General features: G+C 56.6%; 14 protein-coding genes and 1 pseudogene. 3 read left to right on the forward strand and 12 right to left on the reverse strand.

Going from position 1 to position 24,132, the window contains the following annotated elements; genetic code table 11:
• Positions 1-14: 14 nt before the first annotated feature.
• The 7 genes and pseudogenes from GIB19_RS03025 to GIB19_RS03055 all read right to left on the reverse strand — a co-directional run bounded on the left by GIB19_RS03025 (position 15) and on the right by GIB19_RS03055 (position 14,708).
• Positions 15-284 (reverse strand): WXG100 family type VII secretion target, encoded by a 270-nt coding sequence (locus GIB19_RS03025; RefSeq protein WP_258641893.1) that lies wholly within the window; start codon positions 282-284, stop codon positions 15-17.
• Entirely contained in the window at positions 284-1,009 is a 726-nt protein-coding gene (locus GIB19_RS03030) for a vWA domain-containing protein (RefSeq protein WP_274883453.1), read from the reverse strand. Before GIB19_RS03030 ends, GIB19_RS03025 begins: the two co-directional genes overlap by 1 nt.
• 336 nt (positions 1,010-1,345) lie before the next feature.
• Positions 1,346-1,462: pseudogene (locus GIB19_RS03035) on the reverse strand (IS5/IS1182 family transposase); the annotation flags it as partial.
• A 151-nt stretch (positions 1,463-1,613) separates the two neighbouring features.
• Positions 1,614-7,811, reverse strand: a complete 6,198-nt coding sequence (locus tag GIB19_RS03040; protein ID WP_274883455.1) for a DEAD/DEAH box helicase — start codon at positions 7,809-7,811, stop codon at positions 1,614-1,616.
• An 8-nt stretch (positions 7,812-7,819) separates the two neighbouring features.
• Positions 7,820-11,170 (reverse strand): STY4851/ECs_5259 family protein, encoded by a 3,351-nt coding sequence (locus GIB19_RS03045; RefSeq protein ID WP_274883457.1) that lies wholly within the window; start codon positions 11,168-11,170, stop codon positions 7,820-7,822.
• Positions 11,160-11,309, reverse strand: a complete 150-nt coding sequence (locus tag GIB19_RS03050) for a hypothetical protein (RefSeq protein WP_274883459.1) — start codon at positions 11,307-11,309, stop codon at positions 11,160-11,162. Before GIB19_RS03050 ends, GIB19_RS03045 begins: the two co-directional genes overlap by 11 nt.
• A gap of 1,419 nt (positions 11,310-12,728) precedes the next feature.
• Entirely contained in the window at positions 12,729-14,708 is a 1,980-nt protein-coding gene (locus GIB19_RS03055; protein WP_274883460.1) for a DUF4209 domain-containing protein, read from the reverse strand.
• Between the two features lie 345 nt (positions 14,709-15,053).
• On the opposite strand from GIB19_RS03055, the gene GIB19_RS03060 reads away from it, so the two are divergent.
• Complete coding sequence (locus GIB19_RS03060; RefSeq protein ID WP_274883462.1) at positions 15,054-18,440, forward strand: P-loop NTPase fold protein; 3,387 nt, start codon at positions 15,054-15,056, stop codon at positions 18,438-18,440.
• 166 nt (positions 18,441-18,606) lie between these two features.
• Here GIB19_RS03060 and GIB19_RS03065 read toward each other — a convergent pair whose 3' ends face one another.
• The 3 genes from GIB19_RS03065 to mobH all read right to left on the reverse strand — a co-directional run bounded on the left by GIB19_RS03065 (position 18,607) and on the right by mobH (position 21,510).
• Positions 18,607-18,738, reverse strand: a complete 132-nt coding sequence (locus tag GIB19_RS03065; protein ID WP_256122401.1) for a hypothetical protein — start codon at positions 18,736-18,738, stop codon at positions 18,607-18,609.
• 63 nt (positions 18,739-18,801) lie between these two features.
• Positions 18,802-19,284 carry a toll/interleukin-1 receptor domain-containing protein gene (locus GIB19_RS03070; protein WP_274883463.1) on the reverse strand — a complete coding sequence of 161 codons (483 nt, stop codon included), beginning with the start codon at positions 19,282-19,284 and terminating at the stop codon, positions 18,802-18,804.
• 513 nt (positions 19,285-19,797) lie between these two features.
• A complete protein-coding gene (gene mobH, locus GIB19_RS03075; protein WP_274883464.1) occupies positions 19,798-21,510 on the reverse strand; it encodes a MobH family relaxase in 1,713 nt (570 codons plus the stop codon).
• Positions 21,511-21,733: 223 nt separating this feature from the next.
• Between mobH and GIB19_RS03080 the strand changes: the two genes are divergently transcribed.
• Both GIB19_RS03080 and GIB19_RS03085 read left to right on the forward strand, forming a co-directional pair.
• Positions 21,734-21,928: a DUF7740 domain-containing protein gene (locus tag GIB19_RS03080; protein WP_274883465.1), complete on the forward strand. Its 195-nt coding sequence runs from the start codon at positions 21,734-21,736 to the stop codon at positions 21,926-21,928.
• 124 nt (positions 21,929-22,052) lie between these two features.
• Positions 22,053-22,418 carry a histone-like nucleoid-structuring protein, MvaT/MvaU family gene (locus GIB19_RS03085; RefSeq protein ID WP_019099032.1) on the forward strand — a complete coding sequence of 122 codons (366 nt, stop codon included), beginning with the start codon at positions 22,053-22,055 and terminating at the stop codon, positions 22,416-22,418.
• A gap of 83 nt (positions 22,419-22,501) precedes the next feature.
• On the opposite strand, the gene GIB19_RS03090 is transcribed toward GIB19_RS03085, so the two are convergent.
• Both GIB19_RS03090 and GIB19_RS03095 read right to left on the reverse strand, forming a co-directional pair.
• Positions 22,502-23,440 (reverse strand): ArdC family protein, encoded by a 939-nt coding sequence (locus GIB19_RS03090; protein WP_274883468.1) that lies wholly within the window; start codon positions 23,438-23,440, stop codon positions 22,502-22,504.
• Between the two features lie 83 nt (positions 23,441-23,523).
• Positions 23,524-23,847 carry a hypothetical protein gene (locus GIB19_RS03095; RefSeq protein ID WP_274883470.1) on the reverse strand — a complete coding sequence of 108 codons (324 nt, stop codon included), beginning with the start codon at positions 23,845-23,847 and terminating at the stop codon, positions 23,524-23,526.
• Positions 23,848-24,132: the final 285 nt, after the last annotated feature.

Below are 24,132 nucleotides of genomic sequence, written 5' to 3' on the forward strand. Positions count from 1 at the left end.
CCCTTGCGACGTCCTCAGCTCTGAAGGTAATCGCGCAGGCGTGACGCCAGGGCGATCAAGTAGGGCACCTGCTCAGTCGCATTCGCGTTGAACTGATGGAGTTGCTGGACGAGCATGTTGAACTCGTCTTCGAACTGCGAGCGCTTCTCGTCCTGCCAGGTGTCACCGAGCGACAGGAATGCGCCATCCAGAGCGCCAACACTGTCGTTCAGCGCGTCGGTGAATCTTTGCAGTGCATACGCAAAGCGCTCTAGTTCTTCCGGATCGCCAATTGCCTGTGCCATTACCAGTAGCCTCCATCATCTGCATCGGGTGCCGTCGGCACCGCTGACTCCTGTCGGGCGCCAATGGTCGTTGGCTGGACATTGATCGAGCTCGCTGGCGGTATGGCGTTAGGTGCCTGCGATTTGGTACGGAGGGTCACCGACATGGTCACAAACTTGAAGAAGTCTTTCATTTGCCGGGCATTTTCTGCGTAGAAAAGCGGGTTTTGCGTGCCCTCGATGAATGCTCCAAGAACCGCCTCGTCGGCATCGGCCCCGATGGCCATGGCCATACGATCGCATTTCGCGGAGCGTCCTTCGTCTACGAAGTCACGCAACGCGCCTTTCCAGCCATCGTTCGGTTGTCCGTCCGAGACCAGCACCACGGTCGGGCGATAAGCGCGCGATGGCACAACGTCCTTGTCTTCAATCATTGCCTTGGCCATTTCAAGCGCGACACCCAGCGGGGTCATGCCGCTGGCTGCAAGTGTCTGCCACTGAATGTTGTTGGCACTGGCCAGGGGTTGATGCAGTGTGACCTCTGAGCCGAACGTGATGATCGAGACCCAGATTTCGGTCTCGCTGGTCTCGTTGCCACGGAACACGTCGAGCATGTCGCGCACCGCTTCATTCATGTTGTCGATCTTTTCTCCGCCCATGCTGCCGCTGACATCAAGCAAAAGGATAACGGGCAGTGGCTTGGCTTTTGGAGCCGTAAATTTCGATGGGTCAAAGGGAGTGTTCATGCGCGATACTCCTTGGAAATGATGATGAATAGGCCGGTGTGCAGGCCGCGCTGGTCGCACGAGTTCATTGAAAAACGGAAAGTGCTAACGAAGAGTGGAAAGGACGCATAGGGGCTGATGGCAGCCAGTGATGCCGGGAAGGCTTAGAGAAAGGAGTAAGGGGGCTAAAGGAGGAGAAACAGTCCGGGCAGCGTGTGACCATCTGGCGCATAAGACTTCCTTGTTCTTAACCGTCGTCTATCGACATCAGGTTGCGGGAGATTAGGCCATGCTACCCATATAGATAGCAAAGCGCCACTTTTCTGCGGGGCACAAGCACGTGGTAGATAACGAGTCCTAGGCACTGTACGAAAAGAGGTGTCGTAAGCACCGCCGGCAGCAGGCCAATGTGACCATCGCTGCATAACTTGTTGCGAGTTTACAGTAGCGAGTCGCCAGGCGGCGGTGCTCCTTCGTAAGGTGTGTTCGCCGGCCCCTTACGGTTGAACATGGTGACATGGTCCATTGAAGAAGTGACGCCATGGTCAGTGGAGTTGATTTGACCCGAGCCTGTCTCAGTTTATTGTAAATGGCCGACGTGAGCCGGCCCTACATTACGGGGCTATCAGGTAACGGAAAGGAAAACCTGGGTGTTCTCATCGCTGGCAGCTACAACCCTGCACCGGATATGTTCCAGAATTTCCTCTCCAAGTTGATTCGTTGCGAAGTCGAATTTGAGCATATAGGACTTCTCGCTACGGTCGGCCTCCCAATACGAAAGTCCCTGATCAAGCTGGACCGTCAGTTTTTTGCCGGAGCGGAGTTGCAGGTGCAACTGGCGGAAGTGCGGCAAGGACGAAAGGCTGAGCACCTCGCCGCTAAGGCCGCAGTATTCCAATGCTTGGCAGATGGCATCGTCGCGCTCGCGAGATGAGTGCCAGTCATGCCGGCATTGCCATGGCGCCCGGTTGTCATCCTTTTGGTACTGGCGACCCTGGATGCGGATGGCGAAGTTGGTAGCACTGACTCGTCCAAGCTCATGAACAACGTTGACCAACTGGTTCACGACCAGCGGGCTGCATACATATCGATCACTGTAGACCAGCTCTGTAATAGGGTCATCGCCTGACAATGCCTCGTCTAGGATGCTACCTGCCTCATTTCTGAGATGTTCCCAGAAGCGTTTGGCAAAGCCGCTGAGCGAACCATCCAACTGACCTCCGATCTCAACCTTGATCAGGCCGGGGGTTGTGGTTGGCATCAGGTCAGGTGCATTCAGTATTCGATCTGATAGCAGCGCGGGTGGTGCTCCCCGAACAATCCGCGCACCGGCCGCAGCTAGATCCCAAGTATGGCCCGGGATAGTCAGGTGCACATTGTCGCTGGCCCAGGCGGTGTTGCATCGCGGCCCCTGCAGGGTGATGTTCAGCGCTAGAGCACCAAGATCCGGCATGGTCTCATGGAGGCAGATCTGGATGCCGCTGAAGGTGAGTCTTACAAGCCATTCCTTCTGGTCAGCTGGCAGGGCTGCATAGGTGCTATCCAGTATGTGCAATTGCACCTGATGCCCGGCTGCTTCCCAGCTTTGCAGTTGATGTCGCAGACGGCGTGCGACGGCCAGATCCCAGTCTTCGGCTGGAGCCGAGAGATAAACAGCAAGGGTCTTCGCAGTGTCGTCCTGGGTGAGAGCCTGCTCGACGGCTTCCTGTAGGGTGGAAATTTCCGCCCGGCTTTGCGGGCCGAAGACCGCGAGCTCGGTTGGCAGTGCCAGCCCGGCAAGCCAGGCCTGATTGATCCATGCCAGTGCGGCATGGCGATCGAGGCGATCAGCCTCAAAGCGAGTGTCGAAGCTGAGTAAGCAACGCTGGCAGGCATGCGTGCAGTTGCAGCTGTCGAGACGGCTGATAACCCGCTGCCACAGGCTGGACTCATTCAGTCGCTCTGCTGCCTGTGTGGTGTACCCACCGCTACGCAGGTCGAAGACCCGGATGGCACTGGCAGGATAGCCATCAACCCTGATCGGGCGGCAGTCACAACCCAACTCCTCAGTTTGCACGCCCAGTTCCGCTGCGATCGCTTCCCGAAGTGCTACCGCGATCGAATAGCCAGAGACATCATCGTACAAGAGCTCACCGCTGGAGGGATTGCGTAGTACCAACTCAAGCGCATCGGTGAGACTGTCATGGCCTAGGTGGATACCTTGCTTGATTTTCCAGTTGTTGTGGCTGCCGGGGCAGATATTCTCCCCATCGTCACTCTTGCCGCCGCGCAGGCGTTTGTGTTCCGCCTTCTGGCGGAAGATGGCTGGCAGATGTTGTTCGTTGGCTGGAGCAGCCGTATCGGGATGGCTTAGCATGGGCTCTGCTTTCCCGCACTCAAGACAGATGGCGAAGCCCTTCTGGCTGGCTCCTGAGGTGTAGTGGAACAGGTGGGCCTGCTGACTGAAGCGGAACTGACCGAATGCCGGGTTGGCCAGGCAGATCCAGTTAGCAGGTACATTCAGCCACGGAGCCTGGACAGGCACATATTGCAGCTGGCTAATGTCATTGTGCGGTTCGTCGAAGAAGTCCACGGCAAAGCCTGCAGGCACCAGATACTCCCGGATATCCTCCCGTCCGATAGGGGCACCGCATTCCTGGCAGTTGATTTCCAGTCCTGGGTTGATTGCGGCGTCGCTGGCTCCACAATGACGGCAGAACCAAGCTTTTTTGAAGAGCTGCAGCTCCTTAACGTTTTCGGCAGATGCCGGGGCGTGCCAGTTCAGTGTGATGCCGGATGATTTGTAGACCAGACCGTCCATGACCAGTTCGGCTCCTGGTGCATATTCGCGTAGCCCGGTGATACGGTCTCGAGATGCCAGCGAGCGATAGCGGGCGCGGTTGTCCTCGCGTTTGTCAGTTTCTTCCTGCTTCAGGGTCTGCATACAGCGATTGTCGAAGCTGACGATGTCCGTCGGGAAGCCATACCCCGGCAGGAAGCGCCGGTTAGCCAGCTCGCTGAGTAAGTATTCCTTCTCAATGCGACTGAGCTGGGCTTCCATGGCGCGGGAGGCTGCGGCTTTCTTGTCGTCAATCTGCTGCAGTTGCGCGTAGCTGGCCGAGTGCTCCTGTTGCCATGCCTGCGTGATTCCGCTCAGGTTGGTGCTGGTGCGCTTAAGCAGTGCAGGCTGCGGAGTTGAATCAAGAATGCTGCGACAAGTGATGTCTTTGAGGGCCTGAGCCACCAGTGGCTCCACTTTGCTTGCCTGATTGTTGCACCACAGACAGAAACGAGTCGCCAGCGACATGGGCATTTCGCCTTCGAGGAAGAACGTGCCAGCAGTCATCGACTTGATTTCCTGGGCTGTGACAACGTGCTTGAGCCAGTGCGAGAGCAACCAGGCATTGACGTGACGCTGGATCAGATCGGGGCTTTGCAGAGACACCTTGGGCATGCGCATGGGGGTGTTGAAGGGCCAGAGTGGGCTGTTGAACACGCTCTGGTCATGCGGGGTATTCTTGCAGACGGCCAAGGCCAGAGAGCGTCCTTCGCGGCGGCGGCCTGCACGGCCAGCCCGCTGCAGGTAGTTGGCTGGGTGCGGTGGGACGTTATTCATGGCCACCACGCTAATGCCGCCGATGTCTACCCCCATCTCCATTGTGGTCGAACAGCTAAGCAGGTTCAGCTTGCCTGTCTTGAACAGGGCTTCGTAGACATCCAGTTTGCTTTTGGATTGTTGGGCCGAGTGCTCGGCTGCACGGAAATAGTTTCCGCCCTCAATGACCAGATCCATAACGTCCGACCAGAGAGCAGCTTTACGAAGCTGCTGAATATCAGGGTGCTGATTTAGCCATTCGCGGATCGCCAGCAGTCCATCATCGCCGGAAATATGCAGAAGGGCTTCCGGTGGGCGGGGCAAGGTGTAGGGCAACACATTTATGACCATGTTACGGTCGGTACGGGGGGTGTAAGGGCTGAGCTGCTCAAACGGCGTGTCGATAAAGCGCCGAGATACAGGGCAGAGATAGACCTCGTTGGGCAGACGAAAGCTCACGTCCTTGAGATCAAGCTGATATCCGTCGCCGGACGAAATCAGCAGCTTCGTCTGCTGGGTAAGTGCATGCCAGGCTTCCCTCAGGATCGAGTCAATTTGATCCCTGTGTGTAGACGTGGAGTAGTTGAAAGCCTTGCAGAGCATCAGGATTGCGCGTGATTGAATGCCATTGACGGTATTGACTGCCGGCCAGCGCGTGTAACGCCGGGAAAGCTTGTCCGCCTTACCATCGAAAATAGGCTCTACCACCCACTTGGGACTGACTTTGGCGCCGATCAGCGATTGCCACCGCTTGTCGATATTCAGAGCGGTGTTTTCACGAACGAAGAAGTCCAACAGCACCTTCAGATAAGAGCGCCAGGACTCGACCGTCTGGTGCGCAGGCCAGGCCATGGGCTTGCTGCTGATGCTTGCCAGCTTGGGATAGCAAACCTGCACCAGTCCCAGTGTTTCCAAGCTATTGGCACGTTTTGGTCGGCGATAGAACTCGCGTGCGAGAAGCATACTGGCTAGGGCGATGCTGTCTTGCTTGCCAAAAGTCTTCGGGGCGAGGCTGTGATAATAGTCCAGCATGGCCATCTGCAGCTCCGGCGTGCCGGCCAGATGGTTGACCATATCGGTCCAGCTGATTTCTGCACCTTTGGCGTATTCAGCCTGCTTTTCCAGCAACTGTTGTAAGTACTTTTGCTCGAAGCGCCCCAATTTCTCCGCTGCCTCAAGTTCCAGCAGCTCATGCAGTTCGTGCTGTTCCTCCCCTGATAGAGTGCAGGCGGGCTGCGCTTGCAAAAGGCGGTGATAAACCAGTCCTCGAACTCTGTTGCGCTCGGAGTCCTGCTGCAGCTTGACCGCAATACGAGCGGTACCTTGGCGGCTGTCAGTGAAGGAGATCAGCTTGCGGCCCTGGAACGGCTTGCCTGTCGGCATCGAGTCTGGCGTGCAGAACTCCAGCAGGGTTCCAATCACTGTGCTCAGGGTGAAGGGGGTGCCAATACGTGCGGGGCGCAATAGGCTGCGCCCTTGAATGGTTGCACCACAGCATGGGCATTCATTTTTGTTGCTGCTGAATAGCTGCAGCCCGATGTATCCGTCCTTGGGGCCGTCGAACATCAGCTTCTGGCTGGTAGGATCCAGAAACTCCGGGTAGCTGTAGTTGACTGGTCGGTTGGTTATCAGGGTTTGGGTTAGTGAGATGCGGTCTTCAGTCGGATCATTTGTATCGGCAGTTTCCTCGTCCAAGGAGAATTCATCGACCTGCTGTTGTGATGGGTCGATCAGTTTCCCATGGTTGGTAGCAACAGCCTGCAAGAAACTCTCGTTGCACTCTTCACAGGAAACTAGCGGCATGAGCGGCGCGCCGCAGTTGCAATGGGTTCGCTCCTCCGTATACACCATGCCAAATGGCCAGTCGGCATGGTTGAGTGCGGTGCTGGCCTTGTGTGTACAGTTACGGTCCACGCAGGCTCGGATCGCTGGGATCACGTTATGGAAGAGATGGGCACGTAATGGCAGGAAGGAAATGCCAGCGGCATTCTTGGTGCCTGACATCAAATCCAGCCAGGCCAGCAGTTGGACAGGACTTAGATCGGACTCCCGGGTCATCCCTTTTAGGCTTTGTGGTTTCACTTGTCCCGCAGGAATGAACAAGGAACGTAGACGCCTGGCTGTCGGGCTGGACTCGAGGCGCTGGTAGCGCGGAGCGGATTGTTCCTGCTCGGCATCGATGGCTGCAATGGCGGCAGGCTGGTCATGCTTGGCATCGGGCGTCACATCCAACAGGCCGGGGATATCCCTATGGCCCTGCACTACCTCTACCTGTTCCGGAGCAACTCCGCCTATGTCAGCGAGGAATTCGCGCAGGCTTTCGATGGTCTTTTCATCCGAGCCAAAAGTGGCCGAAGTCGCAACAAAACGCACATCCTTCGCTTCAACCTTGAAGGCAAGCATCACACGCCGTAGCAATAGTGCCATTTCGGCAGCCTGGGAGCCGATATGGGTGTGCGCCTCGTCAAGAATGATCCACCGCAGTTTGCCCGCAGATTTCTTCAGGATGGGCTCATCGTCTTTGCGTATGAGCATATATTCCAGCATGGTGGCATTGGTTACGAGCATCTGTGGCGGACGTTCGCGCAGGCTCTTACGGTCGATTACCTGACCTTTGTACTGCTGGTCCGAAGCCTTACGTTCATTTTCCAGGGCGCCGGTGTACAGACAGTGTCGAATCTGGCCGCCAAAACCATCGGTCCAGGCATCCAAGCGGTTTTGCTGCGAGTTGATCAGCGCGTTCAGCGGGTAGATAAACAGGGCGCGAACACCTTCTGGGTCTTCACCAGCCTCGATCTCTTTTGCCAAATGGTTGAGGACGGGCACCAGAAAGCATTCGGTCTTGCCCGAACCGGTGCCGCTGGTCACCACCAGAGATTTCCGCTCCGGACTGTTGAGGATTTTCCAGGCCGCCAATTGATGGGTGAATAGATGGCGGTCGCCGGGGAAGGAGTACTCCTGGGCAAGATCCTTGGGCGGGGAAGCCATGGCCTCGGCAAGTCGTCGGTGCAGCAAGCTGCCTCCTGCCAGAGAACTCATGGTTTCATCGCTTTCATCCCAGCCAAAGGTCGGCTCGAAAACCGGATCCGCAAGCCAGGCACCCGGAGTTCCGGGAGATGCGGTCAGCTGATCATGTAGGAACTGACGCAGATGGGGATTGCCAAGGCTGAGCAGGCCCTGAGCCGCACGTTCACTGCGGATGCTGAGGTTGGTGGTCAGGGCGGAAAAATAATTCTTTTGATAGAGCATGGGATTCATCACTTCTGGATCGAGTCGACTTGTGCCATGACTAGGCCTAGCTGATAGGCCAAATCAAACCAGACCGTATCGAACTGGCGAGCGTTTCTGAGACTGAACAGGCGCGTCGGGTCGGCTTGCCATTGTTGGCCATGACCGGCATGGGTATCGAAGGCAGCCATGAAAGGCAGCATCACTACGGCCAACTTGAAGTCGTTGGCAGGAAGCTTGCTGCGGCGGAGTAGCATTTGGCCGTGAGTAGTTTTCAAGAATGCCCCGATATCTGTATTCCCTGCGCCAGGATATTGATGGGTTTCAGCAGGATTACGGTGGAACATCTGCTGCATGGCAGATTTCTCTCCATCGTCAAAAAGTCGATCTAACCAAATTCCCGTGAGCATTGAGGGATTTCTCAGGAAGAATCCAACATCCGGACTTTCGAGATCGAAGTAGCGGTGAAAGCCCTGCTCGAAAATGAAGCGCAGCGCGGGTTGCCAGCGGGACAGGTACTGGCTCTTGCTCTGGATGTCGTTGCGAATGACCGACAAGAGGCGGGCATCGCTGGCGGCAAACTGCTTGCGAATTTTCGCGAAGGTGTCGAACCAGTGGTTTGGTGCGATAAGCAACCACTCGAAGGGCAACTCGGAGGGTAGGCGTTCAGCCAGGCGGGTGGAGAAACCGTCCAGCAGCAGTGTTGCCATGGCAAGAGCCTGCGGCTCACGTATCAGTGCCTGGCAAATATCCAAGCTGGCCAGCGGCAGGTGGTGCAATCGGTCCAACAGCAGCTCCAACCTTTGCCAATCCGCGGCCTGCGGATCAGCGGTCATCGAGTGTAGGGCCGATCTGAGCAGGAGCATGCGCTCTTTATCATCCGCCTCGCAGAGCGCCTGGGTCAGCGGGGTAAATGCCTTCGAAAGGTCGCTTGTGGTCGGAGGGACAACGGTCGGGCGACTGTGCAACAGTGAGTCGTCGGGGGTGTACAGCAGCCAGGGGCCTACTACATCTGTCGGCAGTCTAACTAGCCAGCTCCCGGTGAACACTTGCTCGGAGAAATGTAGTGGCAGTCTGACCGGCTCATGGTCTGGCTCCGCCAGTGGCAAACCCAGCATCAGGCCTTCGGCCTGGGTCTGTTCAAGCAGAAGATCGCGACCACCATCGCTCAGGGACGCCATCTCTCTTTGGCTGTGTAGGCGGATGCGTGTCGAATAGCGTCCTACTTGAAGGCGAGCACGTGTCTGGTGAGCATGCATAAGCTCCAACTGGACAGCATGATCGAGTCCTGGGCGACAGGAAAGCATCTGCTGGATCGCCGGGATCAGCTCGAACAGACGAATTTCGCGAATCCCGGTGTAGCGAATTTCCTGGGACAGAGTGGAGCGGGCGTCGATTCCACTGGACGTTAGGCGAACCTGCCAGTGTTCAGCGCCCTGTGACGACATCAGTACAGCGCGACAACCAATCAACTCCTCAATGGTCAAGGCCTGATTCGGCTTGAGAGGGGTACTGTTGCGCTGCAGAGTGATCCCATTGCCAGGGAATGGCAGCGTGATCCTTTGCTCGCCATCGGGCCATTGCAGGCATAGCGACACCGAGGTTTTGGGCCGGGCGCTCGAACTCTTTAGTATGAGAACCAAGTCTTTCCCATCATGGCGGCTTTTCAGCTCAATCTCTACGTTCTCGCAGCGTACGGGCAAGTCAGGCCAGTTGGTGAGACGAATACTTCCTTCAAGGGCGCAGGCACCTGGCACGTAGGTGACGGACGCGCCCTCTGGGAGGAGCACGGCACGGGTGTTTAGCAGGCGCTGGCCATTCCTGCGCCAAATTAGCCGACATAGCCCCGGTGACTGGGCCTGGGCGAGCGGTAACTCCTTGCCTTGCGTGCGAACAAACAGCTCATGGGCGGGTGCGAAGTTGGATAAGCCTGCACTTTGTTCTACTCGAAGGCGCGGTGTGCCGTGGTACAGCAGGCCCGGTATGGAGAGTGCCTCCAAGCTGTTGCCTTGCCAGTAGGCTTCGGGGTGGTGGGGAGCGTTGGCGCTTACGGTGACAATGAAAGGTTGTTTGCGGTAAGTGAGCCGGGTTGTGCCGGCCGGAAGTTCCAACAGCATTTGCTCATCGGAAAGGCAATCGTGAAGCTCGCGAACCTCGCCATCCTCTGTAAACACTATGGTTTTTGCCGGCATGACTGCCAGCGCCGATTCTCCCTTGACCAGCGCATCGCCTTGAGCGAGCAATCGAGCAAAGGGATAGGCATTCTCGAATATCAACGGCTCGTCTGGGCTCAGCGCTTCGCCTCCAGGCAGGTCGGCGATGTGCAGTGTCGCGCCCCAGCGACTGACGATCAATTGCGCGGCCTCATTTAGGTTGTGAATGGCCGGCAGCTGCCTGGCTATCAGCTGATACTCCTCATCCCTGAGCAGGGCTTCGCCGACCAGGTATTCCCGCTCGCCGATGCGCAGCAGCATCTGGAAGTGTGGTGGCAGTCGATCAGAAGCCAACCCCAGTGATGCGGCAACCTGATCTCGTTTGGCTTGTGCCTGCATTGCAAAGGTCAGCTCGTAGACGGGTTTGGAGCCGTCGGAGCTGAAGCGTAGGCCACGCTGAATCTGAAAGGGGGGACGTCTGGAATTGGGCGTGATGGTGACAATGCCCCGGACCAGACCCTTGATGAGGCTGGCTGCGGCCTGACTGTCGAGCGCGATGGGAAAGAGCTCTTCCCACTGAGGGCATTCCTCCTGCAGCTTTGCAATCGGATCATCGGCACCTAGCAGGGCATAGGTCCTGCGGATATGAAGCACCGCCTTAACCAGATTGTCCAGCAACTCATAAACCGGCGCCTGCTGGTAGCAGACGGGCAAAAGCGCTGCCTGGGCCTCGATCGCCTGACGTAGTTGCTCATCGTGCAGGCCGTAGCCCAGCGCCTGCTCGGTGACCATGCGCAGCAGGCCGGATAGCGCGCCCTGCGCCGATTCGACCAGGCGCATGGGCAAACCGCCATTCACCGCGACCAGGCCAATGAAGCGCTTACCTTCATCCTTTATGTCGGTCTGCAGACGCCATAAGCAGCGCCCATCAATGACCAGCTTGCGAGTCTTATCGTGGGTCATTCCCCGCTGGCCGGCGGCCTCGCACAGCGGCCCCCAGCGCCATGCGCCACCGGGATATTCTCGTTTCCACCACTCAGCGGCGAACAGCAGCCAAGCTTGAGGGTAGCAAGGATTGATGTTTTGCCCTGCGGGAAGCTTCTGCAGGAGTTGGCGGAGTACCTCAAACTCTTCAAAAGAAGTTTTGTAAGCGAAAAGGGGGCGTCCATCTGGCTCTTTCAGCCCACGCCCGGACAGAAAGTCCGAGATCCATTGATCAAGTGGCACGTAGAATTCCCTTTTCCGTGAGCAATGCACCACGGGTGCTTGCGCTGACAGGATTTTGATCAAGATTGATGATTGTGACTGTCCCACGAATCAGCGCCCACGCGCGTTCCTTAGATAGCACTTCACTATCCTCTTCCATGTCTGCAACTGATCCTTAGGTCATGAACCATTCTGATGGCTAAGGGCTGCCATCAAGCATAATCCGGGACCCAATCTGAAGGGAAGGTCGAGAACCAGAAACGGTCGTGGACGCTGCACGAACTGGCTGTTCGCTGGCGCGCTACGCAGGGCAAACGGGCAACAGCAATCATGAGTCTGATCTAGCGTACGTAGAAAAGGGACATGATCCAAATGACTGCCTGAAGGATATGCTGCAGTGGCTGCCGACGTAGCCGGCGAGTGAGATCGGCCAACTGGTGCGGCATCAGGGGGCTTGGCACCAGCAGCGCCCCAGGTGCTCCTGGCCACTATGGGGCTGATCGCCGATCGAGTGTGCGGTGACCATGCAGAAGGGGCGCTGGACGCATTGAATATTAGAGACCTGCTTTATGGTGCTTCGCGCGATGAGCTGATCCGCGATGATATTATCGGTAACGCACGAATCGCCCCTAGTTTCCTCGGCACTCTCACATTTATAGTCTCGACGTGCGGATCATAAGCTCTCAGGCAAGCCAAAAAACATTTTGACATAGCTCTAGGGCAGGGTTTTCTGGCCGGTTTTAGAGAAATATACCCTCAAAAATACCCCCGATACCCTCACGTGGATACGCGAACGAGAATAGCGATTTCTGACAGTTCTCGGCGTGGCACACGCCGGACTTCAGTGTACCTCCGCGGAGAGGCAGGTGGAACGAGGGTAGGTGTCATCTGCCCAGGGGCGACCTACTGGACGACCACGCTTCCTAGGAGTTCAGAATTCTAGCTGAGCCGCGACCTCGCTACAGAGTTTCAAAGGTTCGGCATGCATGGGGTGCAAGGGGTCGAGTGTTCGAATCACTCCGTCCCGACCAAAAAACTCCAAAGAATCCAGTCACTTAGCGGTGGCTGGATTTTTTATGGCCGGACGTTTTTCCCTGCTTAGCAATTTTGCCCCACTTTTTGCCCCACCGAATTTTTAATGGCCCTCGACTCTGGAATCTGAGTCGTCAGAATCACATGGCCTTAAGATCAAGATTTGAGTGAACGACAGCCGCTTAATGAGCGATGGCGCGCAGCCGACAGGTTCTAACGATGGGGGATTCGTGGTTCGAATCCCTACGCTTCCGCCACTAATTCCCATTAAAGCCCTGATTTTTCAGGGCTTTTTTGTGCCTGCTCGTTTCTGGCCCATACCCTAGCCCATACTTTGGGCTCTGGCTTTCAGTGTGCGTCGTTGGAAATTTCCGCCGAACGGCCCCGCATCTCTAAGCTGCGGGACCTTAATGCGATCTGCTGGCTGCTGTTAAGTTCATCGTTCTTTTGGGCAACCCATACCGGACGGTCTCCCCCGATTGTCGTCTAGTTTGGCCTCAGGTTGTGGCGTTGCCTGGCGTTCGCTCAAATACATTTCGTATAGTGTCTAGAGTGAAATCCGTTCTAGTTGTGGGGCGACATGCGTGCTCCAACACCGCTGCAACGGCAAGCAAATCAGGTAGTACATGAGCCAGCACGCATACATGCTGGAATGCAAGTAGCAGGTACCCGATGCCAGTTTTCCGTGTGCTAGCTCGTGGCGCAGGCAAGGGCCGCCTTTGAGGTTGAACAGCAGGTCAATCGTATAGATCAGGTCGATGCCAAAAACCGACTCCAACTGCTCTCGTCGGGTAGCCAGCAGCGCACTCAGCGACCTGTCTTCTTGCAGTAGCTCCTCGTTCAATTTCGATGTATCGATCCCCGCGTCGCTGAGCACATGGCGTAGCGAGTTTTCGAGCTGTGGGAACAGTAGATGACAGGCGGACATCATGTCGCCCTGAAGGAAGCGCGCGAGTCCCAGGGCATAGATGTCCTCGAATCCTGACGGCACGAAGGGGCTAGCTGACACGATGGCCATCAGGTGCCGATCGTCGACAGCGAATTTGGTCATAAGGGTTCGGGCTGCTGGCTTTATTCGGCTTTCAACCCACATTTGGTAATGGATGTCCAAGTAGTGAAGGCTCTCATAGTCATACCATTCAGGTGGTGGTGTTTCGTTGAGATTGATGGTCGGTGCTTGTGTGACTACCCGGCCCAGAGCGTCGGTATAGATTTGCCCGTTGAAAAGGTCGGACAGGAATGAGTCGCTGCGGCCACGGATGATGTCCGTGTGCAGCGCCATTTTCTCCGGTACCCCGCAGATCCGGGTAAATGTGTAGAAAAATTCTGGAAGCGTCAGATCCTTGAAGATATTGATGGTGCCTTGGCGCTCCTCGCTCAAATCCATCGGGATCTGGAAGGAAGAGAACTCGTGAGCAGCCTGCGCTTGCAGCTCCAGCAACTCGGCCTTCAACGCTTCCAGTTCTGCATGCATGCCTGGAATAGCCCGAAGCTCCCCTATGGCATCTCGCGTCCAGCTGGCTCTGGCCATGAAGCTGTCTACGCCTTCGCGCATCCTGAGCGTCTGCTCGATCGCCTTTAACTTGCAGCGCTTGAAGCCAGTGTGATCCTTGGACTGATGATGGGCGAGGGCGGCGAGCTCCCACACGACTTTGACGGCCATGGCGTATTCGCCGGCGGCGGCGGCGTTTGCCGACTTCTCCGCATCCTGCGCAACTTGTGCCCATTCAATCAGGTTGAAGGATTGGCCTAGCCGAGCCAATCGATCAAACGACGTAAAACACCTCAGTTTCTGGGCGTGGGTGTAGAGACGGTTCCACGTTGTGAGCACGATCTCGGGTGGTGTTTTCCGCTTGCCTGTGCTGGCTACGATGTGGAAGGCCCTCTCGATCAGATCGACGACTTTGGAGGACAGCCCAGAGGGTGGCTCGTACCTGAACGAGAGCTTGTCGTCCAGGTAGAACTCGATCGCTTGACAGTAGGAAGTGATCGCCAAGCCGGCGCTTCGATGCAGGTTTCGATGGTTGTACCAAGCCACATCTGCCACCCGAGCTCGGAGCAGGGGGTGGTCGATTATTTCGGCGATGGTGGCAAGGGCTTGGCTCTGCTCTCCAGCGATGTCGGCAGGGATGGGCGTGCGCATGCCGTCACTGATCAACCTTGGGCCGAATGCGTCTTGGCGATCTACGGAGAAATGGTAAGAGCACACCACCATGAGCACTCTATAAGCCCGATAGCCGCTGTAATTCTTGTCCGTCAGCGCCTGCCTGGAGCGTGAGCTCAGCTCAGAGTCGAGCGAGTAAAAGTCGAGCGTATCGACAGTCTCCAGCAGCCGATTGATCTCGGTATGCTGGAAATCATCGACAGAAGCAAATTCGAGCCGGGAGCGATCTGGTTCATTATCGATAATCGTATCCGGTGCTACGGGCGCTTCCAGAACCGGCGCCATGCCCGTCGCAATGTCCGACTCCTGTCCGGCTCCTCGCACCCCGTCCTGATCTTCGGATGGCCTAGTCTGATCGCTCATTCTCTCTCCCTGCATTCATGATCTCACTGAATGATCTAACTGCACTGAATGTTCTAACTGCACTGGATGATCTCACTACGCTGGCGGTGATTTGCAAGGTTGTTTTTGAATGCAAAACCGTTCCGCCGCAGCTCCCAAGCACACCACCACAGGCTAGCTTTACTGGCAGCTTGCCATCCAGTCAATATGTCATTATCTTGTGGTTTTTTACGGGCTCATCACTACATATGGTGGTTTTCACGAGCTGACATCATCTGCGGTGTCATCGCCTGGTTCGGGCAATCTGGCTCCAGCGGCATTCTCTGCTCTCGGGGATGGCACGCAGAGGTGCATAAAAGGACTTCTATGCGGTTGATCAATTTCCATACCGAGCACCCTGCAACTCAGGACGTGTTCCCCGGTGGTAGTCATGACAAGGTGGCGAGCGCGATCCACCGTCATTTGCTGAGTGACGGCCCCTCAAAGGTTGTCGGCCTGGATGGTGAGTTCGGCTCCGGCAAGAGCTCGATTCTGAGCATGCTGAAGGCAAAGCTGACGGCAGCTGACTCTGATTTCAGGGTCTGGTTTTTCGACTGCGAGCAGAATTACCAAGGGTCGACGAAGAGCAATTTCATCGAGCTCTTCACTGATGAGGTGCTCAAAGAAGTGCCTCATGTCAGCAGGGCTGCCGAGACCCTGAAAGCCTCTCGCGATCGAGCCCTCGGTCGCTTGTTCGAATACAACAAACGGACAACGAGCCGGGTCAGTGCCTGGGCGTTGGCACTGGTCGCCAGTCTGTTCTTCGCCGCCACCTCATTCCGGGAGCTTTTTGCACTTTCGCGCAGTTCCCATGCGGCCATCACAGGGACGTCGCCGGAAGCCGCCGCGCTCACCAACACACTGCAAGACCCCTTCTGGTGGCTTATAGGGGTGCACCTCCTTTCATTTTGCAGCCCGATGCTGATCCTTGGCGCCGCCAAGCTCTGGCATAGGAAGGTGCGGGTCGGCACCCAGAAATGGAGCCTTCTGAGCCTATTCAAGGGCTCTAGTGACGATCATATTCAGGAGAAGGTTGAGGTTGGCAAAGAGGTGACGCCCCTTGATCTCAAGAAGACCCTTCTTGAACAGTTGAAGGTGGTTGAGGACAAGCGTTTTGTCATCATCCTGGACAACCTTGATCGCCTGCCAAAGGACAGCCTGCGGTCGGTGTGGAGCGACCTGGAGATCTTTATTGAGGTCGCTACCCAGGCTGCGAACCTGACGGTGATCGTGCCGTTTTGCTCCAACAAGGTGGCGGAATACCTGAAGGCAGACGGAGATCGACGGTACGATGCCAGGGACTTCATAGCGAAAAAATTCCCGGTGGTTTTCCGTTCTCCGCCGGTCATCACCTCGGGCTGGAAAGATGGCTTCCGTCAGTTGTGGAACCACAGCTTCCCGGATAGCGATGGGAACGTCATTGAGCACTGCGCACAACTGCTGCAGCGCCACAGCCCCATGGCCAACAACCTGGTCACGCCCCGGCTGCAGAAGAAATTCATCAACGACATTGCCACGACAGCCTTGGTGGTAGGGGAGGAGATCAGTCTCCTGGCCATCGCCAGCCATCTCCTGCTCTGTAAATATGCTGACCTTTCGCTGGTGGAGACACTGCGAACGGATGGGTTCTCGGATACCTATCAGAAAGAAGTTGGGGAGGAGCAAGCGGGGCTGGTCAAGGACACTAAAACCCTGCTGGGCGCCACTCTTGGCGATTCCATGGAGACCGGGTGGCAGATCCAATTCCTGCAGATTCATTATCTGACCACGGGTGATATCGCGATCGCGGAGCTCTTGGACACGCCGTTGGCAGCAGCCTTTGCCAACGAGGATCACGACGCGTTGGGCGAGCTTACTTCACTGTTCGGCTTCTCTGACGCCATGAAGCGCCTTCTATCCCAGCGTCCATCGCTGGCTTCTCTGTTGCCAACCATTTCCCAGGCACATCAGGCGCGTGAAGGCGACTGGATTGAGCCGCTCCTGCAGCTGATCAATAACACGCAACTTGATCTGTTCGGCGAATCGAAAGCGGGGACTGAGGAGTTCTACGAAGCCGTGCGGTATTGCAGAGGCCGTGGGTTGAAGGCTCGGTTGCTTGCTAATCATGGCAGCCAGCTGAAAACCGGCCTGCTGAAAATTTTGAACGGTGCGTTTGATCCTGAGCAGCTGACGCCGGCCTGGGATCTGATGCAGGAATACGACTATTACCTCCAAGCGCTAGGGCTGGAGTTTGAAGCAGTTGTTGTTAAGCGTTCCGAGTATGTGATGCACCTGCTGCCTGATATTGCCCATCTGAACGTGATCAAGGCCAGTGGGTTTACCTTTGCGAACGCTGGGCTGCCAGATGCACACGCGCAGCTGGTCAGCTGTGCCGATCACCAGATGGGCATAGCGGCAATGCCGAACAATTACGTCGTGCCTGCGCTTGAATGGTTGTACCGCGAGCGTAGGTTTGGCGGCGGTATTACCGGTGGCATCTCGGCTGGTGACGTGGCCATTCTGGCGAAAGCCACAGGCGCTGCAGGCGAAGTGGATAGCGCGGTGCTGGGGCTTGGGTTGGCTGCGACTGTCGACCAGGTCACCGTCACCGCGATTACAACGTTGCTGGCGAACAATACCAGTCCGCTGATAAAGGCGGTGGCGGCAGTGACGTACATTCGGCAAGCCGACGCCGATTCGCTCGCCAAGCTCGATGATCTAGATGATGTCTTCGAGTCGTCAGTCTTCCGGGCCTTGGCAAACGCATCGCTTACCACAGCGGCTTTGTTCCAACTGATTGACGACGCCCAAGTGGGTGAGTCGGTTGCGACCTACCTGGCTCACCTCATTCAAGAGCGGCGTATTGGGCACCTGAGCTCCCAAATGGTTGCTACCAAATTTAGCGTGATTACTCAGGCGCTTTCCAAGGTTGGCCTTGCTGAGGCCGACTTCGCGGCTTGGCTCACAGCTTGGGACACTTATATTGCAGAAGCCACCAAGGACGCTCTAAAGGCGGACGTCCGATTGATTAGTGTCGTCATGGAGGCGGATAAAACTGTGCTGCCGAAAACTCGGGAGGGTCTACTCAAGCAGCTCACGAGCGAGGAGCGGACATGTGATGAGTGGGTACAGACCATCTCGGCGGGGGCCAAGCAGCACCAGGCAATCCTCAATGGGATAGTGAGCAATCAAGAGCCTATACAGTCGAACGCGGCTGTTGGCGATGCCTTGGTCAACGTGCTCAACTCCGTCGCCAGCGGCACCGTGACTTCGCCGTGGGGAGCGCCCCAGTACGCCATGATGGATTCGCTGCTCAGTTTGCTTGATGCCCAGCAGCGTAACGTCATCGGTATTCGATTGAGGAAGATGCTCTTCGCGGAGTCGGTGGAGCCTGATGATTTCGCAATCCCGCTATCGAAATATGGCCATCTCATCCCGGATGTTCAGCCGTCTAACCCGCAAGAGGTTCAACGGATCGTCCTGTTCTTGGCGTACCTGAGCCGCAACCCCGACAGCCTTCCCGCCTTGGCCAAATTCTTCGATGCGAAGGCCGAGCAGATCGCGGCGTTCAAGTACTCGACAGAACTCAGGAACACGATGGGGGAAGCTGTTGCCAAGCTGTCTGAAATCACCCCGGCCCTCTACAAGAAGTTTGCTCAAACCAAAGGCTTCAAGCGCCTTATCCAGTCACTCAAAAGGGCCGCGCGTGATCCAGAACCTGAGCAGGACGCGTGACGGGCTACTTCTGTTTAGAGACGAGGTACTGAATTCGATGAACAATTGGAGATGGCGGAGCCGACGGAGATCTGAAAACGTAAAGCGACGGTCGTGGTATGGCCGTCGCTACACGCTTAGAAGCGGCCTATTCTGGATGGTTCTTCCCCTCTCACTGTTTTCACGGTCAGTCACCTTTTTTGTGTTTATGTACTTCCAGGTCAGGATGTTTGGATTTGTTTTCTTCGGTAACACGACGGCGCTGGTCCTTTTTGCCGGTGGATTCAGCGATCGGTTTGGGGCCGGGCTTAATACTCATTTACTCAACTCCTTCGATTGATAACGTGCCTCTAAGTAAAACCAGTACGTATGGACAGTGAAACTACGGGGTCACCAACTCGGCAAGCTTGGCTGCGATATCTCCAAACGTATCTTCAGCAGTGCTTAGGCCGCTTCTCGAACCGAGTAAAGGACTGACTTCGCGCAGCGATTCATAAGTTGTGTCGTGAATGATGGGAACCAGTAAATCCCTTGCGAGGAGTGCGGAAAGCTCTTTGTCGGCGATGCCTTCGGCCGTTAGACGGCGGAGCAAAGCTGGGGTGACTAGCACAATTCCTACTCGAGATTTCGCCAATCCCTTATCAATTTCACGCAGTAACGAAGAGCCTAGAAGGACATCTTTCTCACTGAACCAAACGGAAACACCGAGCGACTCGAGTACATCATGCAGCTCCTTCGCGGAACCTTTCCTGTCGTCCCAGGCGTGACAAAGAAAGACGTCACGTAAATCAGGTACTGTCGCACGCTTTTCGATGTTCTCGCGTACCGGTGTGAGGGTTCTTACCTCCGCTGAGGTGTAGGCCACAGAGGATCCGGGTTTAGACCAACGCGGCTTTGCGCTGCTGGACGAACCGCCACTACTGCGACCACCCCCGCCCTGGGACGGGGGGGAGTAGGATGGTGCGTAGTGCGAGGATGAGTACGATCGCGATCCGTACCCGCTATATCCGCCACCACATGCGGGACAAGCTGCTCTTGCGCTTGCTGAACGATGACCATGTACCGGTGCTGTACATCTAGACATGTCGTAAACCTTCCGTTTGTAGCTGCTCGCCCAGATGGCTTAGCAGCTGCTGTGCCGAGCCATCCGCTTTTTGAAACAGCCCATCCTTATTGACTCGAAATCACCTTCGCTTCAGGTCGTGATTCCAATATGACAGCATGAACGATAGCCAACTGCGCAAATTCCGCTAGCGGGTTTAGCGTAAAGGTTCGCTAGCAGCTTCCTTTACAAATATCGCCATGGTCTAAATCTCCCTATCAAAGCGGGTAGCTCTCTATCAAGCTTCAAGGTCCCTGTCTGTCCCTCGAGGTTGGTTTACCTGACCAATGCGAGGTATGGGTTGTCTACCGGATGCTCACTAGTAAGTTCTACTGCTCTTAGCAGCAGGTAGCCATTTAGAACGCTTTTTTTGCGAGGGCCTCTCACCGCGCAGGTCCAAATATTTTGCCCATTAGCTCGTTTCTGATGAATGCCCAGTTTCTCAAATTGACGCTGAATGCGCCGCCAATGTTCGATCTGGTTGCCTCCCTCCGACTGCTCTGGGTGCTCGGCAGCATAGCGTTGGAAAAGGCCCGGGGTGACCAGGAAAAAAGTGCCGTCTACGGTGTGGACCTTGGCCTTGCTGTCGTTGACCATCAAGCGATGATTGAGAACTCCTTTGCGCAGCCATTCGAGGAAGGCCAGCCCCTCGGCATCCTTGGGGGGCGCAATGGTGGATTGCAGGCTTCCCGCGCTTGGTCCAGTTTCGACCTCGCTCGGTTCTTGCAACATGCCCATCAAATCGTCTAGATACTCAAAATCCTGGTTCGGGTGCTCGTGTACGGGCTGTTTTTCTTCCGGCGTTGGTTGCTGTCGATTCAAAGCCGACTCGCAGGTTTCACCGGCCGGCAAAGGATGTTCCATCATGGGCTCCACCGTTCCTTTAAAGCAGCCTGGCCGGGGTCCCGCGGCCCAAACCAGGCTCGGCTGCAGGCGGAGAAAGGTAAAGCGATGCTGCCAGTCCCCGTCTGTGACAGCTGCGCTCCACACAGCTTTTCCTTCCGGTGATGCGTCCACCAATCCATGTGATTGCAGCTCATCGAACAAGGCGATATTGGAGGAGGGAACACCGTCCACCGATTGAGCCAGCAGGTAGGCACGCAGTTTGTCGGTCGCGGTTTTGCTGACCAACCACAGGTGGTTTTCGGTGAGCCAGCCGGCCGCGCCGGGCTGGTTAAGCTTGAACTCGTTTTTGATCAGGTGGCGTAGCCCTGTTAGCAGATGATGCTGCAGCGAATGCTTGGGTGCTTGCAGTGCCTTTGTCGGGTTGGCCCCGATGTTCTGTGCCGTGGATACCCGGTCGGCTTGCAGGACCAGCTCTCCGAGGTTGCCGGCGTGCTCGTAGTGGTCGGCGAGCAAGTTGAGCAAATGCCCCCATAAGGTTGGGTAGCTGCTGAGCCAGTCGAGAAGGGTGGGCGTCAGGATCTGCATATACAGCAGCCCGGCGGCGGCACCGTGCAGCTGGTAATCCCGGTCGAGGTGGTAGCGGAACCGGTAAGGCTGGTTCAGGGGGCCGTGCCAGGGGTGCCACACCACGCCATTCTGATACTCCACCTGGAGATCGACGGCAACCTTGCCAACGTCGTGGAGCAGGGCACCGTAGGCAATGGCGGCGCTCCAGGCGTCTGCCTGTGCGGCCTGGTCTTCCGGTGCGGCCCCGCTGGGGAGCAGGTAGGACTGGCGCAGCTTCAGGCTGCACGCCACCAGCTCCAAGCCGTGGTCGAGCATGCCCCCTGGATAGGCATGGTGATGGCTCTCACTGGCCGGTAGTTGCTGTACATAGGTGGCGTAGCGACGAATCGGTTCGAGGTAGAGTTGTTCGAACTGTAGCGGGGAGAGGGCCGTGTATTGCCAGATGCGCTCGAGCAGCCTTTTCCGGTGGCTGGCAGCGAGCAGTGATTCCGCCGACACTGGTTGAAGAAATCCCTCGGCAGCGGGGATTATCTCTTCGGGAAGGCCTTTTTGCGGTTTGAACCACCAGCGTTTCATCGCAGTACCTGCCTTGCGTTCAAAAGGTCCTTTTGCCTTTTCGGATAAGCCTCTTACCCTTGCGCCCCCTTCCATTGACACCATTACCCTTTACCGCCTTGGCCTTTTTCGCGAGTGCGATAATCCGAAGTCTGGCGTGTCGGGTTAGCCGGCCGATCGGCATGGCCGACCCTTTCGAGTGGGGTTAGATTGCCCGGCATCATTTTTCTGAGCTGGGGCGCTGATGACGCTGAGTGATGCTGTACTGATCGTGCTGCTGGTGGACCGAATTCATGGCACAGATGCTACCATTCGGTCTGCCGCCAAGCGCTATGTGAAAAAGTTGCCGCGCTGCCAGCGCGACATCTTGTTCAAGATTGGCAGCAGTACGGCGCCTCGCGAATTTGTGGCTCACCTCTGCCAAAACTTGGCTGACTGATCTGTCACAGAGTTTTGCAATTAATTAGCATGAAATGACTCTTAGATTGGAAATTAATACTCGGATATTGAGTTTGCCTCAGTTACTATGCTTTCACATGTATCATGCCTAGGAAAAATTTCTCATGTCCAAACTTGCCGAATTTAAAGCACTGGAAGCGCAGCTGGCCGCGCAACTTCAACAGCTGGATGCGATGAAAAACGATTCGGGCCTGAAGCAGGAAATTGAGTTTGAACAGAAGCTGAAGGCCTTGCTGGAAGAGTACGGCATGAGCCTGCGCCAGGTGATCACCATTCTGGACCCGTCCAAAGGCGTGAGCGTGAGTGCTGCTAGCGTGTCGAGCGGCACTCAGCGCAAGCCGCGCGCGGTCAAGCGCTACAAGAACCCGCACAGTGGCGAAGTCGTGGAAACCAAGGGTGGCAATCACAAGATCCTCAAGCAGTGGAAGCAGGAACACGGCTCGGATACCGTTGAGAGCTGGTTGGAGTAATCGACTCCGCGTAAGCGGTCGATGCCCGCCCCACAGAAAAAACAAAGGCCCCAAATCGGGGCCTTTTTGCTGGTTGAGGGAAATCACGCTGTGAGTCGCTCCGGCGCTTCTGTGGTGCGGTCTGCCTGCAGCGCCAGCAGGTACTCCGACGCCTCACGGGCCTGGCCACTGGCGCGGAAGATCGCGCGCTTGTCTTCCTTGAGGATCTTCAGCCAGGAGGCCAGGTACTCCTCGTGGCGTAACTCTCCATGCGTACCAGTCAATGCGCAGAGAAACGCTGCACCCATTTCCGCGACCAGTTCCTCGAAGGCATAGGCTGCGGAGCCGAAGGCGTGCCCGCCGGTGATGCCATCGCGATTCAGGCGCGATCGATGACCCGACCAGTGTGTCAGCTCATGCAGGGCCGTCGCGTAATAGCTGCCGACGTCCTCGAATTGAGCCTTGGTAGGCAGCTGGATGCGATCGCGCAGCGGCTGATAGAACGCGCTATCGCCGTAGCAATGCTCGATCTGCGCGCTGCTGGCTAGCAGCAACTGTTCGGCCGGGGCATGGTCGATAAACGCGGGCGGCTCGGTGTGTTCCGCGGGGCCTGGCTCCTCGCCAGGCACGCCTTCGGTCTGCTCGATGTTGAACAGGCAGTGCGTCCGCAAGAGTGCGAACTGCACCATCTCGATATTGCCCTGTTCATCGCGAACGACCTGGCCGTCCTCGTCATGCGCTTCCTTGCTCATTGGTTTGTACAGCACCGCGAGGGTGGATTGCTCCCCCTTGCGTACATGGCCGCCCGCTTTGCGTGCCTGGTTGAAGGTCAGCCAGCGATCCTGGGTGAAACCTCGCAGGCGCGCCTCGGCCCACAGCAGAGGAATGTTGATCCCGGCGTAGGGGCGTCTGGTGATGGCGTTGATGGGGAAAGGGGAGTCAGCACTTGAACCGGTGGTGGTCCAGGGTTTGATCCAGGGGATCACGCCTTGGCTCAAGGCGCTGACGATCTTGTTGGTGACATCCAAATAGATATCGGACATGGCGTTCTCCGGGCGTGTAGGGGAACGCTGCCCAGCCGGGAAGGGTTCCCGGTGGGGTAGAGGCAGTAGCGGTGCTGACAGGGTCAGAGGGCGGCGATATCGACAACGATCTCCCCGGGCAGTCGGATGAGCAGAAAGGCCGGGCCGCTGCGTGGGGTGATCCGAGTCAGTTGGAGCTGCTGCAGGTGAGCAGATACTGAAGTGCCGTCGCGCTTCGAACGGTCGAGTTGCAGCTCGATGGGGCAGTGTGAGGTACGCGAAGCCGAAGCCTGCACGCTGTTTAGCAGGTCTGCCAAACGCATGGCTGATTTTCCAATCGGTTCCTCGCCTGTGGCAGGTTCAATGAACTGCTGCCAAACGCCTGGACTCAGCACCACCGCATTGGAAAAGCGCTTCATCCTGGACATTGGGACCTCCGCGTAGCTGATCCCGCGACACCTCATGTGAGGTTCGTGCGTGGACCTGCTCAATCTGAACAAGGCATTGAGCAGGGTGCGTCCATGTATTAAACCGCGCTTGGACGTGAGGTCAATCTCCGATCCCTACCTCCAATGGAGGGCTCTATCCAGGGAGGTCCAGCGAAGACTACAGGCCTTGGATTCCTGACAAATGGCGATCTTCAAGCGACTGAAGAATAATGCGAGATGCGTCCAGAGCGGCCCGGTTAAGGTGCCGCACTGGATACGCGTGGA

Origin of the sequence: Pseudomonas sp. ITEM 17296 (assembly GCF_028895205.1) — a bacterium.
In the GTDB taxonomy this organism is placed as follows: Bacteria; Pseudomonadota; Gammaproteobacteria; order Pseudomonadales; family Pseudomonadaceae; genus Aquipseudomonas; species Aquipseudomonas kermanshahensis.

Coding starts and splice junctions, on each gene's coding strand:
- GIB19_RS03025 (WP_258641893.1), bottom strand. CDS start 284: ATGGCACAGGCAATTGGCGATCCGGAAGAACTAGAGCGCTTTGCGTAT.
- GIB19_RS03030 (WP_274883453.1), bottom strand. CDS start 1,009: ATGAACACTCCCTTTGACCCATCGAAATTTACGGCTCCAAAAGCCAAG.
- GIB19_RS03040 (WP_274883455.1), bottom strand. CDS start 7,811: ATGCTCTATCAAAAGAATTATTTTTCCGCCCTGACCACCAACCTCAGC.
- GIB19_RS03050 (WP_274883459.1), bottom strand. CDS start 11,309: ATGGAAGAGGATAGTGAAGTGCTATCTAAGGAACGCGCGTGGGCGCTG.
- GIB19_RS03055 (WP_274883460.1), bottom strand. CDS start 14,708: ATGAGCGATCAGACTAGGCCATCCGAAGATCAGGACGGGGTGCGAGGA.
- GIB19_RS03060 (WP_274883462.1), top strand. CDS start 15,054: ATGCGGTTGATCAATTTCCATACCGAGCACCCTGCAACTCAGGACGTG.
- GIB19_RS03065 (WP_256122401.1), bottom strand. CDS start 18,738: ATGAGTATTAAGCCCGGCCCCAAACCGATCGCTGAATCCACCGGCAAA.
- mobH (WP_274883464.1), bottom strand. CDS start 21,510: ATGAAACGCTGGTGGTTCAAACCGCAAAAAGGCCTTCCCGAAGAGATA.
- GIB19_RS03080 (WP_274883465.1), top strand. CDS start 21,734: ATGACGCTGAGTGATGCTGTACTGATCGTGCTGCTGGTGGACCGAATT.
- GIB19_RS03085 (WP_019099032.1), top strand. CDS start 22,053: ATGTCCAAACTTGCCGAATTTAAAGCACTGGAAGCGCAGCTGGCCGCG.
- GIB19_RS03090 (WP_274883468.1), bottom strand. CDS start 23,440: ATGTCCGATATCTATTTGGATGTCACCAACAAGATCGTCAGCGCCTTG.
- GIB19_RS03095 (WP_274883470.1), bottom strand. CDS start 23,847: ATGTCCAGGATGAAGCGCTTTTCCAATGCGGTGGTGCTGAGTCCAGGC.